Origin of the sequence: Lactobacillus agrestimuris, from assembly GCF_943193025.1 — a bacterium.
Classification (GTDB): domain Bacteria; phylum Bacillota; class Bacilli; order Lactobacillales; family Lactobacillaceae; genus Lactobacillus; species Lactobacillus agrestimuris.
The window spans coordinates 1-15234 of record NZ_CALPCQ010000007.1 but is presented as its reverse complement, the minus strand read 5'-3'; the positions used below and the strand labels follow the sequence as shown (position 1 = coordinate 15234).

General features: G+C 35.2%; 13 protein-coding genes and 1 riboswitch. Of the genes, 2 read left to right on the top strand and 11 right to left on the bottom strand.

The features are described 5' to 3' along the window. Positions 1-36 precede the first annotated feature (36 nt). The 9 genes from NFR82_RS03130 to NFR82_RS03090 form a co-directional block, all read right to left on the bottom strand. The gene (locus NFR82_RS03130) at positions 37-1548 is read right to left on the bottom strand and encodes a gluconokinase (RefSeq protein WP_251716728.1); all 1512 of its coding nucleotides are present in this window, start codon (positions 1546-1548) and stop codon (positions 37-39) included. Between the two features lie 150 nt (positions 1549-1698). Then, positions 1699-1914: a P8 family protein gene (locus NFR82_RS03125; RefSeq protein ID WP_251716727.1), complete on the bottom strand. Its 216-nt coding sequence runs from the start codon at positions 1912-1914 to the stop codon at positions 1699-1701. 67 nt (positions 1915-1981) lie between these two features. After that, positions 1982-2542, bottom strand: a complete 561-nt coding sequence (locus NFR82_RS03120) for a sigma-70 RNA polymerase sigma factor region 4 domain-containing protein (RefSeq protein WP_251716725.1) — start codon at positions 2540-2542, stop codon at positions 1982-1984. A 129-nt stretch (positions 2543-2671) separates the two neighbouring features. Beyond that, the gene (gene rlmB, locus NFR82_RS03115) at positions 2672-3424 is read right to left on the bottom strand and encodes a 23S rRNA (guanosine(2251)-2'-O)-methyltransferase RlmB (protein ID WP_251716723.1); all 753 of its coding nucleotides are present in this window, start codon (positions 3422-3424) and stop codon (positions 2672-2674) included. Continuing rightward, complete coding sequence (locus NFR82_RS03110; protein ID WP_251716721.1) at positions 3411-3854, bottom strand: Mini-ribonuclease 3; 444 nt, start codon at positions 3852-3854, stop codon at positions 3411-3413. The genes rlmB and NFR82_RS03110 overlap by 14 nt, the downstream gene beginning before the upstream one ends. After that, complete coding sequence (cysS, locus tag NFR82_RS03105; RefSeq protein WP_251716720.1) at positions 3847-5271, bottom strand: cysteine--tRNA ligase; 1425 nt, start codon at positions 5269-5271, stop codon at positions 3847-3849. Before cysS ends, NFR82_RS03110 begins: the two co-directional genes overlap by 8 nt. Before the next feature lie 194 nt (positions 5272-5465). Then, positions 5466-6965 (bottom strand): glutamate--tRNA ligase, encoded by a 1500-nt coding sequence (gene gltX, locus NFR82_RS03100; RefSeq protein WP_251716718.1) that lies wholly within the window; start codon positions 6963-6965, stop codon positions 5466-5468. Between the two features lie 76 nt (positions 6966-7041). Next, positions 7042-8418: a DNA repair protein RadA gene (gene radA, locus NFR82_RS03095; protein WP_251716711.1), complete on the bottom strand. Its 1377-nt coding sequence runs from the start codon at positions 8416-8418 to the stop codon at positions 7042-7044. Then, positions 8418-8969 carry a dCTP deaminase/dUTPase family protein gene (locus NFR82_RS03090; protein ID WP_251716709.1) on the bottom strand — a complete coding sequence of 184 codons (552 nt, stop codon included), beginning with the start codon at positions 8967-8969 and terminating at the stop codon, positions 8418-8420. Before NFR82_RS03090 ends, radA begins: the two co-directional genes overlap by 1 nt. Positions 8970-9116: 147 nt before the next feature. Between NFR82_RS03090 and NFR82_RS03085 the strand changes: the two genes are divergently transcribed. Next, complete coding sequence (locus tag NFR82_RS03085; RefSeq protein ID WP_251716707.1) at positions 9117-9410, top strand: N-acetyltransferase; 294 nt, start codon at positions 9117-9119, stop codon at positions 9408-9410. Between the two features lie 19 nt (positions 9411-9429). Here the strand turns inward: NFR82_RS03085 and NFR82_RS03080 are convergent, their stop codons facing one another. Further along, a complete protein-coding gene (locus tag NFR82_RS03080) occupies positions 9430-10515 on the bottom strand; it encodes an LCP family protein (RefSeq protein WP_251716705.1) in 1086 nt (361 codons plus the stop codon). Between the two features lie 215 nt (positions 10516-10730). Between NFR82_RS03080 and pepC the strand changes: the two genes are divergently transcribed. Continuing rightward, a complete protein-coding gene (gene pepC, locus NFR82_RS03075; protein WP_251716704.1) occupies positions 10731-12077 on the top strand; it encodes an aminopeptidase C in 1347 nt (448 codons plus the stop codon). A 53-nt stretch (positions 12078-12130) separates the two neighbouring features. Here pepC and mgtA read toward each other — a convergent pair whose 3' ends face one another. After that, a complete protein-coding gene (mgtA, locus tag NFR82_RS03070) occupies positions 12131-14809 on the bottom strand; it encodes a magnesium-translocating P-type ATPase (RefSeq protein WP_251716702.1) in 2679 nt (892 codons plus the stop codon). A gap of 75 nt (positions 14810-14884) precedes the next feature. Continuing rightward, a riboswitch (M-box (ykoK) riboswitch) is annotated at positions 14885-15051 on the bottom strand. Positions 15052-15234: the final 183 nt, after the last annotated feature.

The following is a 15234-nucleotide window of genomic DNA, read 5'->3' as shown; positions in this document are numbered from 1 at the left end:
ATTGTAACAGAAATATTGATGTCATGCAATTTATGTTTATTCACTGAATAAATTTGGATAATTATTTTGAAAATTTGCTAATTCAAAATAACTTTTTGACAATTCTAAACCAATTTCATGATAGATCGGGATAATTTTTTGATAGATTTCAACTTCTTTAAGATTAGGGAAATATACTTTATCTTCATTGATGAATTTTTTAATATCAGATAGTTCATTATCCAGTCCCAAAGCTAATCTAGCTAAAAACATTGCTGCTAAACTGCCACTTTGATCATTTTTCATAGCAATAATAGGCAAATTAAATACATTTGCTAAAATTTGTCTAACAAAGTCGCTCTTAACAAAGCCACCTGTGATTCTCATAGCCTTTGGTTTTGCTACGCAAGTTCTAATAGCAGACATAGCTTCATATAGATTAAAGATAATCCCTTCAATCACGCTTCGAGCCAAATGTGGCTTAGTATGATTTCTAGTTAAACCAACAAAAGATCCTTTAGCATTTGCATCCCAGATTGGCGATCTTTCTCCGCCTAAGTATGGATGAAAAATCAGTCCACCACTTCCTGCCGGCACGGTTTGTGCAATATCCAAAAAATCTTCTGCAGTTTCATCAGCAGAAAATAGCGTCTTTTTTGCCCAATCAAAGATGATACCACCATTATTAACTGGTCCACCAATTAAGTAATAATCTTTTTCAGCTGGATAACAGAAAAATCTCGCCTTCTCATCAATCATTGGCCTACTTTCAAGAGTTCGAATTGCTCCTGATGTTCCAACATTCAAAGCAAACTCTTGATTATTTAGAACCCCAACACCAATAGTAGAAAGATAACCATCACTTGATCCTAGCACGATTTTTGTGTTTTCTGACAAACTAAGTTTCTGCAAGTAATCTTCATTAATCGTGCCCACTATTTCTGTTGCTTTAGCCAAAGTTGGCAGATTATGCTTACTTAATTCAAGCCAATCTAATAGCTGATCATCCCAATTAAGCGTCTGTAAATCAAGCAAGCCACTCCCAGCGGCCATTGGAATATCTTTCATGATTTTTCCAGTTAAACGATAAATAATATAATCTTTAATTCCAATCCACTTATCCACTTTCTTGTATAGATCAAGGTTGGTATTTTTCAACCACTTCAATTTATAAACTGGAGCCATGGGATGCATAGGCATCCCCGTTTTTTGATAAATTGCTTTTGCTTGTCCTGACTCTTTGGCAAGTTCAACTTCACTGTCGGCGCGATTATCTGCCCAAGTGATACTATTCGTCAACAAATTTCCTTCATCATCAAGTCCTATTAAACTATGCATTTGACTCGACCAGGAAATCGCTAAGGCCTCTGGACCCAATTTTTTACTTATTTGAAAAATTGTTTCCTGCACAGCATCAAAAATTATTTTAGGATCTTCTTCGGCTTGTCCGGATACATTTTGAATTAGCGGATAGGCTTTACTTGTCTCTAAAATTTGTTTTCCATTAAGATCATAAGCAATAGCCTTAGTTGCTGTGGTACCAATATCAATTCCAATTATATATTTCATCGATCAATAAAACTTCTTCCACAATTATCTCAATTGAATTATTGCTCATTATAACAAAATTTTTGCACAAAAAAACAGCTATCAAATGATAGCTGTTTTGGTGATCAAACATGCGTGATCACTGTGCGTAGAAATTATTTTTTAGTTGGATTATTTCTTAAGATTTTCGTTGACGAAGGCTTCGATTTTTTCATCTGAATCTTTCAAAAATGGAAGCATATCTTCTTCCGTCTTCATGGTATCTCTACCATTCTTTTCCATGAAGTAGTCCCAAAGGGCATCTCTTACAGGTACGTTTGAGTCGCTCCATTCAAAAGCTTCCTTCATTTCACGGTCCAACAATGCAGTTTTAATTACTTCTGCCATCTTAAATTACCTCCTAAAAATTTCTACACTTTTAGTATAGCACTTTTCTTAGAAAGCATTAATTTAACTACTCGAATAAAACTCGTTTTAGCTTTTCAGTCATTCGATTTTTCGCCCGTCTGTGCATTGATGGATTTATCTTCCATCTTTCAAATGCCTCTTCTTCACTTACCGATCCAATCATGATGAGCAAAGATACTAATTCCATCTCAGATAAATTTTCTAAAAAATCAGTTGAAACTTCTCTAATTGAATCTTCAATAATTAAATGTTCAACATCATTTAATGGTTTATATGACCTTTCTTTATTCTGGATTACATCAAGTGACGTACTATACAAGTAATCTTGCCTTCTATTTGCCATATAATATCGAATCAAAGTCACAATTCTATTCTTTAGACGACTTCTAAAATATACACTGAATTTTCCTTTATCTTGTGTATATTCACAAGCTGACTCATAACAAACAATTCGTGCTTCTTGATCCCAATCCTGTGAATCAAAATCTCTTAAATAATAAGTTTTCTTCAAGGATCCAATCATAGGTCTATAATTCTCGATCAATTGCTCTAAAGCATCACCATCTTTTTCAGCAACTTTTTTGATTAACATGTCTTCTCTTGGCATGCATTATTCTCCCTCTTCGTATTCATCTCAATCATACTGAATTACTCAGAGAAAAAATTTCACAACTAATGTTTTTAAATCAACGAACTTTTCACTGCTTGCGCCAGAAAAACATAGTTAATTTTTTGTTTATAGGGGATGTCTACTGTTAAGCATTTGGTAAAGCAAAACGCCTGTTGCCACACTAGCATTCAAAGATTGAACGTGTCCAACCATTGGCAAAGTAAGTGTTTGATCCATTTGCTTTTTAAGAAGTGGAGCAATTCCCTTACCCTCATTACCAATTACTAAAACCGTCTTACCTTTTGCATCCCATCTGCGATAATCTGTTCCTTCCATATCGGTTCCGAAGACCCAGAAACCTCGCTTCTTTAATTCTTTTGTAGTCTGAACCAAATTATTAACGCGAGCAACTGGTACATAATCAATTGCACCAGTTGAAGTCTTAGCAACAACTGAAGTAAGGCCAGTCGCATGCCGCTTAGGAATAATAATCGCATCAACACCAGTTGCATCAGCGGAACGTAAAATTGATCCTAAATTATGTGGATCCTCAATTGAATCAAGCATCAAAATAAAGGCATCTTTTCCTTGTTCTTCAAATTGATCTAGAAGTTTATCTAAATCTGCATATTCAAAACTGGATACAGCTAAAACAAGTCCTTGGTGATTTTCACCATCAACTAAACGATCTAATTTGTTCTTAGGAACCGATTGAACAACCAATCTTTTCTTCTTAGCTAAAGCATAAACCTGGTTGGCAAAATCTTCTTGAATTCCATGTTGCAAGAAAACTTTATTGATCTTACCTGCATCTTGTGTTTTTAAGAAATCAATTCCTGCATGACGACCAAAAACAAAATCCTTATTATTCGAAGTCATAATTATCTATTCCTCCATTTTCAACCGTCTCAATACACCACAAACTGAGTTCATCTACTCGATCATGCTTGCCAAGCAAATCAAGATAACCAATAATTGCTTCAAATCCAGTTGAACGCTGATATGTCTTTAAACTAGTATTTTTAGCTTTAGTATGAGTTTTGGCATTTCGTCCGCGGTGGTAAGCTGCTAGTTCTGCTTCAGTTAGCATCTCATCATCTTGCATCTTAGTTACTAAGGCTGCTTGAGCTTTAGCAGAAACATAATGCGTTGCTTCACGATGTAGATTTTGTGGTTTTACAATTCCGCCACGAATCAAATGACGACGGATATAAATTTCATAGACAGCATCCCCTAAATAAGCCAAAGTTTGGCCATTCAAAGTATCAGGATTAACATCTGTTTCGGTTAATTTTTTAACTTTATTCACGACTCCACCTAGTTCCTTGAGGAGTATCTTGAATTACTACTCCCATTTCCTTTAATTGCTCACGAATTTCATCACTCTTAGCCCAGTCTTTATTCTTACGAGCTTCATCACGCTTTTTAACTAAAGCTTCAATTTTTGCATCGTCATCACCGGTCTCAACTGCAACTAATTTTCCACAATCGATTCCAAAAATTTCGAGCCATGAACTAAGAATTTTCTTAAAGTCAGCCAATTCTGTTTTATCAACTTGTTCATCATTGACATTAGCATTAACAATTGGCAACAGTTCATAAACAGCGGTCATGGCGTTTTGAACATTGAAATCATCATCCATTGCGTCTTCAAACTTTTGCTTAGTTGACATAATTGCTTCATGAAGTTTTGGATCTGCTTTAGCGTTAGTATCATCTTTCAAGCGGTAATCAATACTAGTCAAAGTATTCTTGAAGCGATCCAAAATAATTTGAGCCTGCTTAAGGTTTTCATCTGAATAATTAATTTGACGGCGGTATTGTACACTTGCCATAAAGAAACGTAAAACTTGAGGATCAATTTCTTTTAAAATATCATGAACAGTCACAAAGTTGTGAAGTGACTTAGACATCTTTTCCTCATCTTTACCAACTGTCACGAAACCATTGTGCATCCAATAATTAACAAACTTCTTACCGGTCTTGGCTTCACTTTGAGCAATTTCATTTTCATGGTGAGGGAATTCCAAATCTTGACCACCACCGTGAATATCAATTGTGTCACCTAAGTACTTAGTTGACATGACAGAACATTCAATGTGCCAACCTGGACGACCCTTGCCCCATGGAGAATCCCAAGCAATTTCATCATCTTCTTTTTGAGCCTTCCAAAGAGCAAAATCAATTGGATCTTCCTTACGCTTTTGTTCTTCTTCATTAATATGTTCTGAAGCCCCTTCTTCAAGTTCAGCAATATTTTGATGACTCAATTCACCATAATCAGCAAACTTCTTAGCACGGTAGTAAACATCCCCATCAACTTCGTAAGCATAGCCCTTTTCAATCAAAGCTTGTACAAATTCAATAATTTCCTTAATTTCATGAGTTGCTCGTGGATGTAAAGTAGCTTTTTCAATGTTTAAAGCACTAGTATCTTCTAAATAAGCATTAATGAAGCGCTCGGCAAGTTCTGGAACAGTAATTCCTTCCTTGCGAGCTTCGTTGATCATCTTATCATCAACATCAGTAAAATTAGAAACATACTTTACTTCATATCCCTTGTATTCAAAGTAACGTCTGATAGTATCAAAGGCAATTGCACTTCTTGCATTCCCAATATGAATGTAGTTATAAACAGTTGGACCACAGACATACATGCTGATTTTTCCAGGAATTAAAGGTTTAAATTCTTCTTTTTTACGGGTAAGCGTGTTATAAACTTTCACAGCTAATGGTCCTTTCTAAAAATAGTTATCCTTATTTTACCAATTTTAAGAGGGATATGAAAAAATAATCCTCAATGTCCATTTATACTTCTTTTCTATTATATTTTTTTAGCTTTCCGACATCACGTCGAAATCGATAAATAAATTTTAGCAAAAAAATACGCCTACAAAAATTTGTACGCGTATTTTTAATATTAAAGGCCGTTTTCAGCCATTTGCTTCAAGGTTAAGTCTAAGTGGCTAACCACCTTTTCTTTACCTAAAAGTTCCATAGCTTCACCAATACCTGGTCCTACCATTGAACGAGTAGTAGCAATTCTGATTGGCATGAAGAGTTTTCTACCCTTAACTCCAGTGGCCTTACGAGTTGCTTGAACAGCGTTCATAATTTGAACAGCAGTAAAGCGAGGAATCAAATCAAGTTGCTTCTTGAATTCTTCAATTACTGGACGAGCATCATCATTCTTGATTTCTTCAAGTTCTTCTTCTGAAAGATCCTTTGCATCTTCAAAGAAAATCTTAGCCATCTCAACAATTTGGGCAGTGTATGACATTTGAACTGAGTAAATGTTGACCAATTGGCGAACCCATTCCATCTTTTCAGGACTTGGATTTTCTTCAACCATGCCTGCTTCTTGCAAGTTATTAAGTGCCAAATCAAGCAAGGTATCACGATCAGCCTTCTTGATGTATTGGTTGTTAATCCATTCAAGCTTCTTTTGGTCAAATGCAGCAGGTGACTTAGAAAGACGTGCTGGATCAAATTGCTTAATGAATTCACGTTGAGTGAAGATTTCTTCTTCACCAACTGGTGACCAACCAAGAAGAGTAATGAAGTTGAACATTGCATCTGGGAGGTAACCAAGGTCACGGTATTGTTCAATAAATTGAAGAATTGATTCATCACGCTTAGAAAGTTTCTTACCAGTTTCTGAGTTAATAATCAAAGTCATGTGACCGAACTTAGGTGGTTCCCAACCAAGTGCTTCATAAACAACCAATTGCTTTGGAGTGTTTGAAACGTGATCATCCCCACGAAGTACGTGAGTAATTTCCATCAAGTGGTCATCAATTACAACGGCGAAGTTGTAAGTTGGCATACCATCACGCTTTTGAATAACGAAGTCACCACCAATGGTGTCTGATTCAAAGCTAAGGTGACCCTTAACCATATCATCCCATTCATAAGTTTCCATTTCTGGAATGTGGATACGAACAACTGGCTTAAGTCCCTTTGCTTCAGCATCTGCTTGAGCTTGCTTAATTTCTTCAGCAGTCATACCTTCGTATTCGTAAGTATAGTGAGGAGCAATACCCATTGCGCGTTGTTCTTCACGTTGCTCTTCAAGTTCTTCTTCGGTCTTATATGAATAGTAAGCCTTACCTTCGTCAATAAGTTGCTTGATGTATTTATTATAGATATCTTTTCTTTCTGATTGACGATATGGACCGTAGTCTCCGCCCTTGTCAGGACCTTCGTCCCAATCAATACCTAACCAGTGAAGGTTTTCCATCTGTGACTCAGAGCCACCTTCAACGTTACGTTTTTGGTCAGTATCTTCAATTCTTAAAATCATCTTACCCTTATTATGACGGGCAAATAAATAATTAAAAAGTGCAGTACGTGCGTTACCGATGTGTAAGTGACCAGTTGGACTTGGTGCATATCTTACACGAATTTTTTGTTTAGCCAAAATTCATGCCTCTTTCAAAATAGTATATTAAACAAGTTTAGTTTACTCGTAATAGGTTAAAACTTCAATTGCTTTCCTATCCAAAAACTAATTTTAATGCCTGTGGAATACTTGAAACGGGAATCACTTCAATTCCGTAGTCATTTAAATCTCTATACATATTATGCTTAGGGATAAAAATTCGCTTGAAACCAACTTTAGCAGCTTCTTTTACTCGGACATCAATCTTATCTACTCGGCGAATCTCTCCAGTCAAACCAACTTCACCCACAAAACAATCAGTTGGTGAAATTTCCTTATTGGTATAACTTGAAGCAACTGACATCGCAATTGCTAAATCAATTGCAGGTTCATTCAAGCGAATTCCTCCAGTTGCAGTTAAGTAAACATCTTGATTTTGCAACATCAAATTGCCACGCTTTTCAAGCACTGCTAAAAGAAGCGCTGCCCGATTATAATCAATCCCCGAAGTTGTTCTTTTAGCATAACCAAAGGCAGTTGGGGTTACCAAAGCTTGAATTTCTGCTAAAAGTGGACGCGTTCCTTCTAAAGATACAACAACGGCCGAGCCTGTTGATTGTGGAAGTCTTTGATCAAGGAAAATGGATGATGGATTAGAAACTTCTCTTAAGCCTTCATTAATCATTTCAAACATACCAATTTCATTAGCGGCACCGAAACGATTCTTAACTGAATGAAGAATACGATAAGAATGATGTTCATCACCTTCAAAATACAAAACTGTATCCACCATATGTTCCAAAATTTTAGGACCAGCAATGGCTCCTTCTTTAGTAACGTGGCCGATTACAAAAACTGTAGTTGCATCAAGCTTAGCAATTTTCATCAATTCACTTGTCACCTCTCTAACCTGAGAAGCAGAACCAGTCATTGAATCAAGACTTGGCTCATTCATAGTTTGGATTGAATCAATTACTACAAAATCTGGTTTAATTTCATCAATTTGGTCGCGAATATCATGCATATCCGTTTCTGGATACAACAGCATCCCGCTTTGACCAACGCCCAATCGATCAGCTCTTAACTTAATCTGACTGGCTGATTCTTCTCCAGATACGTAAAGTACCTTGTACTTTTCAGCAAGTTCACTCATAATTTGCAGCATTAAGGTCGACTTACCGATTCCGGGATCACCACCAATTAAAACTAGCGAACCTGGAACAATTCCACCACCCAATACGCGATTAAGTTCTTCTGATCTGGTCAGGATTCGCTCTTCTTTTTCAGCCTTAACCGCATCAAGCTTTACTGGTTCATTTACACCAGTTTTTTTAATCAATCTACTTGGAGATGCCTTAGCTGACCGCTTTTGAATTTCTTGACTTTCCTTTTCAAATTGATTCCAGGCTCCACAATTCGGACAGCGTCCGAGATAACTAGCAGAAATATAACCACAAGAGCGGCATTTATATTGAGTTTTAACCTTCGCCATTAATTCTCCTCTGTTTCATTAGTTGATCCAAATCCACTTGTACGTTTGCGTGTAATTGGATCATCATCATCTGTCTTCAAATATTTCATAAAAATACCTTGAGCAATTCGTTCACCTTTTTTGATGTGAAGTGGACGAACACCATAGTTCAAAACTTGAACAAAAAGCTCACCTTCATTTTTAGAATTATTGTAATAATCAGAATCAATTACTCCAATTCCATTTGGCAAAGCTAAGTTCTTTTTAAAGGTATTTGATGAGCGATTAGCTAAAATCAACACTTCATCTTCTGGCATATAAACTTTCAGGCCAGTTGGAACTAAAATTGGCTTCAAAATATCATCAGCCATTTCATAGTCACGTTCATTTAATTCATGTCCATTTCTGATTAAACGAAAAATTCGCACAAAGTTTAAACGCCAAATACTTGGAATAGTGATGTCTTCTGCTGCTTCGATATCATATCCTGCACTTGCTAAAGTCTGGCGTTTTGGTAAACTAATATTTTTATCTTCATATTTACTTACAACTTCAAATCCACGTGTTTTCATGAGCTTGCTCCATTAAATAGTCTTTCATTTTTACAATGTTCTATTTTACAATGTTTCTAGAGGAAATTAAAAATTTTCTTCTCACTACTATATACGTAAAAGATCAAAATTTTACCGAAAAAATTTAAAAAATTGGGGAATATTATTATGCCAGATAACAAAAAGGTTTTCACTAGAAAAGCATCAAACGATGTTTTGACATCCGAAACAGTACTTGATTTAATTGACAGAAAAGATGAATCTGTTTGGGTAATGAATCATATTTTTATTAATCCAGACCAACACGATGAACATGAAATTAGTTTATTGATGGATGAAGTTATGGAATTTATAAAAGATTCGAATAAAAAAATTTGGCCACTTGACCCGATTGCTATTATTTATTTTGAACAACATCCTGAACTAACTAAATATTGGTATCATAAACCGGCTAACAAATAAAGCTCACTAAAAGTGAGCTTTATTTTTGTAATTGATTATATTTTGCACCGTTAGGTAAAGTGAAGTTAAGATTATTATAGCCATTCCAGCTTGTTTGAAGTTGAACTAATTCAGTTTCATTATTACTTACATTAACCGGTCTAATTCCCATAGAATGGCGAACTTGTTTAGAAATTCTATTAATTTCATTAGGTGTGGCAATTTGAAAATCTATTCCATCAACTTGTGCATCTTTTCCAATCAATTGTTCTTGTTGAGTAGAATTCATTGCATTGGCATAATTTTTATACAAAATTGACAAATCATCTAATGGGAGATCTGTTCTTACACCATCTTTGACCGCTACTAACATTTTATTAGCACTCAGAAGATTGCCTTTAGTTTTAAACTTTTCAATTGCACTAATTAAAACTTGTTGGGCTCTTCTTTGTCTACCATAATCATTATTTGGATCGTCATACCTCATTCTAGAGTAGCCCAAAGCCTGCTTACCATTTAATTCTTGCTTACCTTTGACATATTTATGTCCTTCAAACGTAAATGCAAAAGGATTATCTACTTCAACACCACCAACGGAATCTACTATCTTTTCAAGTGTTCCCATATTCATTAATGCATAATAATTTACCGGTACATCTAATAATTCACTAACTTGTTTTTTTGCCAGTTTAGGTCCACCGATCGCGTAGGCCGCATTGATTTTTTCATAAAGTTTTCCATCTTTAGTATTAACTTCAACTAAAGTATCACGTGGGATTGCAGTAATTACTGTTCTTCCTTGAGTAGGATTAATAGTAATTAATTCCATAGTATCGGTATTACCTGCATAAGAATTTCCTCGTCCTAATGCACCTACATCAGTTCCCATTACTAAAATAGAAATTGGTTTTCCTTTTTTTAACTGTTCTAAATCTTTTGATGAATGATTAGCAGAAATTTTATTAGTAACAGAATGTAAGTAATAATAACCTAATCCTCCAGCACCTATAATCACTGCCAATACGGCAAAAATCATCCAAATTAATAAATGTTTCTTGGGTTGATGATCATTTTTTCTCATTATGTCCCTAATCTCTTCTTGAGACGGAGTTTTCTTTTTTGACATAGATTCTCCTCTCTTCTCTTATAAACTAAGTTTAGCTTAACAAAGGATAGTAACTGCTTGAATGCAAAACTAAGTCATTTTAATAAATCTTTATCCTGATATAAAATTTTTATATATCTTATCAAAAATCAATATGCAAATTTTCATAGATAGACGACTCACAAAATATGAGATAAAATATAGAATAATTAAACGATTATTAAAGGAGGATTTTTATGTCCAAAGAAATTTCACATGATACAATTGATAAGTTTAAAGCAGATCTTGAAAAGCATCCTGTTTTCAATGTTGCAAGTCACGCAGCCCAAGAAAACGGCATCTTCAAGGCAAGTCAAAACTTACAAACTAAAATTGATCTTGATCCAACTTTCTCAATTGAAATTGAAACTGGTAAACCAGCTGATCAAAAGCAATCTGGTCGTTGTTGGATGTTCTCAGCATTAAACACTATGCGTCATCCACTTCAAAAGAAGTTCCAATTAAAAGATTTCGAATTATCACAAAACTATACTAACTTCTGGGACAAGTTTGAAAAGTCAAACTGGTTCTTTGAAAATGTTATTGCAACAGCTGACCAAGATCTCGGTGATCGTAAAGTTTCATTTTTATTTACCACACCTCAACAAGATGGTGGTCAATGGGATATGCTTTGCGGAATTATTGAAAAATACGGTATCGTTCCAAAGAGTGTTTACCCAGAAACTGCTAACGCAACTAACTCAAGCGCATTAAACGATACTTTGAATACCTTACTTCGTAAGGATGGTCTTGAACTTCGTGAACTTGTTCGCGCTGGTAAGAGTGAAGACGAAGTTCAAGCTCGCAAGGAAGAAATGCTTAACGACGTCTTCCGTATTTTAGCTATCTCACTTGGTGTTCCACCTAAGAAGTTCAACTTCGAATACACTGATGATGACCACAATTACCACATTGACAAGGATATTACTCCAAAAGAGTTCTTCGACAAATATGTTGGTATGGATCTTGAAAACCACATTTCTACAATTAATGCACCAACTAAGGATAAGCCTTTCCACAAGGTATTCTCAGTCGAATACTTAGGTAACGTTGAAGGCGGCCGTCAAGTTCGTCACTTGAACTTAAAGGTTGAAGAAATGAAAGATCTTATCATCAAACAACTTAAAGATGGTGAAGTAGTTTGGTTTGGTTCAAACGTTGTGAAAGATTCTGAACGTCGTGCTGGACTTCTTGATACCAAGCTTTACAGACGTGATCAATTATTTGATGTTGACTTTACTATGTCAAAAGCTGACATGCTTGATTCAGGTGAAAGTTTGATGGATCACGCTATGGTTATTACCGGTGTTGATATTGTCGATGGCAAACCAACTAAGTGGAAGATCGAAAACTCATGGGGTGAAAAACCTGGATTTAAGGGTTACTTCGTAATGAGTGATGCTTGGTTTGATTCATTTGTTTACCAAGCAGTTATTAACAAGAAGTACTTACCAGAAGATCTTAAGAAGGCTTACGATGAAGGTAAAGAAAATCCAATTCAATTATTGCCATGGGATCCAATGGGTGCTTTAGCATTTGACTAAAATTAAGTAGTTTATCAAAAAAAGAGCTACGCGTAAGCGCGGCTCTTTTTCTTTTAGATCAAATATTTTTCTGATTTCATGTACCATTTCTTTACTAATGTAGTTAATGCAATATAAAGAACCAAGAGCATTAAAACCACTAATAAGAAATATAGTGGGATTGGACCAAATTTCATCACTTTAGCAATTGGAGTAATAAATGGTAAAACCGTTCCGATAGCGGCCATTCCAATTGTCGACCAGGTAACAATTGCTGTTGCATGTTGTTTAATAAATGGAAGTCTTGGATCTCTCAAGGCATGAATAACCATTTCCTGAGTCCAAAGAGATTCAATAAACCAACCTGTGCAAAAGACAATTGAAAATAGCAACTTTTGTGAAGTCGATGCAGCAGTATAATTGGCGCCAACAACTTGTGGACAAATTACAAAATAAAGCAAAACAAATGTAATGATATCAAATATTGAAGAAGTTGGTCCAAAGTAAAACATAAATTTAGGAAGCTTCTTAGTACTCCACTTTCTTGGTTCAGACAAATAATGCTTATTCATGACATCGAATGGAATTGAAAGACAACTTGTACCATATATTAAATCCAAAATCAAAAGTTGAATTGGTAGCATTGGCAAAAATGGTAAAAATGATGAAGCAACCAAAATTGACAAAATATTTCCGAAGTTAGATGAAAGAGTAATTTTGATATATTTCATTGTATTGCCAAAGACCTGACGACCAATTTGGACACCCTTTTCTAGAATCATTAAATCTTTATGCAATAAAATAATATCTGCAGATTTCTTAGCAATATCCACAGCTGTATCAACAGAGATAGCAACATCGGCAGCTTTCATAGCCGGGGCATCATTGATTCCATCACCCATATAAGCAACGGTATGACCATCTTCTCTGAGCAAACGAATAATTTGAGCTTTTTGTTGAGGTGATAATTTTACGAAAACATCACATTCTTGCACCATTCGTTTTAATTCATCTGAACTCTTATTTTCAAGATCTTTTCCTTGGTAGACAAGATCAATCTTAAGCCCAACTTGCCGACCAACATTCCTAGTAACGGCTTCGTTATCACCTGTCAAAATTTTAACAGTAATACCATCTTCTTTTAAAGCAGTTAAAGCAGCTTTTGCACTTTCTTTTGGTGGATCAAGAAAGGCTAAAAATCCTGCTAAAATCAATTCAGTTTCATCATCAACACTGAATTCGCCAACTGGAGCTGGATTCTTTTTATAAGCTAAAAGGACAACACGAAGTCCATCATGATTCATATCATCAATTTTAGCTAAAATTTCCCGTCTCTGTTGCTCATCAAGTGACTTAATTTCACCATCACGAATTACTCGATTTGAACAAGCAAGCATTTCTTCAGCAGCACCTTTCGTAACTAAAAGATGTTCGTGCTTTTTATTCATAACTACTACGCTCATGCGCCTTCTCTTAAAGTCAAAAGGAATCTCATCAATCTTTTGATAATCTTGATTGATACTATTCACATCTAGCTCATCTTTAGCCGCATCAATGATTGCTTTATCAATTAAGTCCTTCATCCCTGTTTGGTAGTAACTATTTAAGTATGAAAGCTCTAAGACCTTTGGATTTTCTTCCAAATTTAAATTATAGTGACGTTCTAAAACAACTTTATCCTGAGTTAAAGTTCCTGTTTTATCTGTACAAAGAATGTCAGCTGAACCAAAATTTTGAATTGCATTCATTCGCTTAACAATAGTTTCATGCTTGGCCATCTCAACTGAACCTTTAACTAAATTACTAGTCACAATTACTGGTAGCATTTCTGGAGTGAGTCCTACAGCAGTTGCAATCGCAAAAATCAGTGCGTTAAGCCAGTCTCCCTTAGTTAAACCATTAATCAAAAAGACAAGTGGGGCAATCACCGCAGTCATAATTAATAAGATTTTTGAAACATTCTTGATACCAATATCAAAAGTAGTTTCTTTATTTTTATTCTTTGCTAATGTTTGTGCCAAATTACCAAAGACTGTCTTGTCTCCTGTTGCGAAAACTACTCCCATTCCTGAACCAGAAACAATATTGGTTCCTTCGTAAAGAATATTTGGATAATCTAAATAGTTATCATTTTCTTTTGGACTTTCATCAGCAATTTTTTCAACTGGATTTGATTCACCATTCAAGGAACTTGCGGAGCAAAATAAATCTTTACTCTTTAATAGATACATGTCTGCTGGTACCAAATCACCTGCCGCTAAATTAATAATGTCACCAACGACAACATCTTTTGTTGGTAACTCCTGATCACTTCCATCTCGCTTGATATTAGTAGTTACTGATACCATATTCAAAAGAGAATCTACTGCATCACTAGTTCTTACATTTTGCACATAGCTAGTTACTCCAGAAACTAAAACCATTGTAATCATAATGATTACTGTACTTAAATCCTTTTGATCAGCAGGTACAAAAACATAATTGGTTAAAAATGATAAACCAGCAAGGAATAAAAGTACACCAGTAAAAGGTGTCATGAAAGCATCAAATAAAAAGTGCAATTTAGGATGGCGCTCTTTATTTGATACTTCATTGAAGCCATCTTCTTCAAGACGTTGCTTTGCTTGGCTTGAATTTAAGCCATTAGTTGATGTCTGTAATTGCTTCAAAACTTCATTCTTGTCTTTTGTAGCAATTTGCTTAGCCAAAGTCGCATCAGTTACTACGCGATCTTTAGAGTTAAATTTTAACATAGTAATCTCTCCCTCTAAAAAATCGGCAAACAAACAAAAAGACCAACGCAAAAACTGCATTGGTCTTTCCCTAGCGATTATTACTCGTCGTTCAGTTTTAACACTACGTAACGTAAAGTCTTTCAACTAGCTGACTGGGAAAAGCCTTAACTCGACAGTTCCTGTTTGACCCGTTGGCATCTCTGGATGTTCCTGGGCATCAGCGTATATTTACGTAGGAGTCTCACCTAACAGTTTATTTGCTTCTTTATTTAATTCGTTTATATACTATATAATTATTTAATTTTAATCAATCTCCTTTACTAAATTTTTATATTCACTAAAAAATCAAAAAAGAGTTACACAATTTGAACTGAGACCCAAAAATTGGACAGTTTAAAACATAGGATTATTTAAGGCGTGATTCCGATATTCTATCGGAGTTG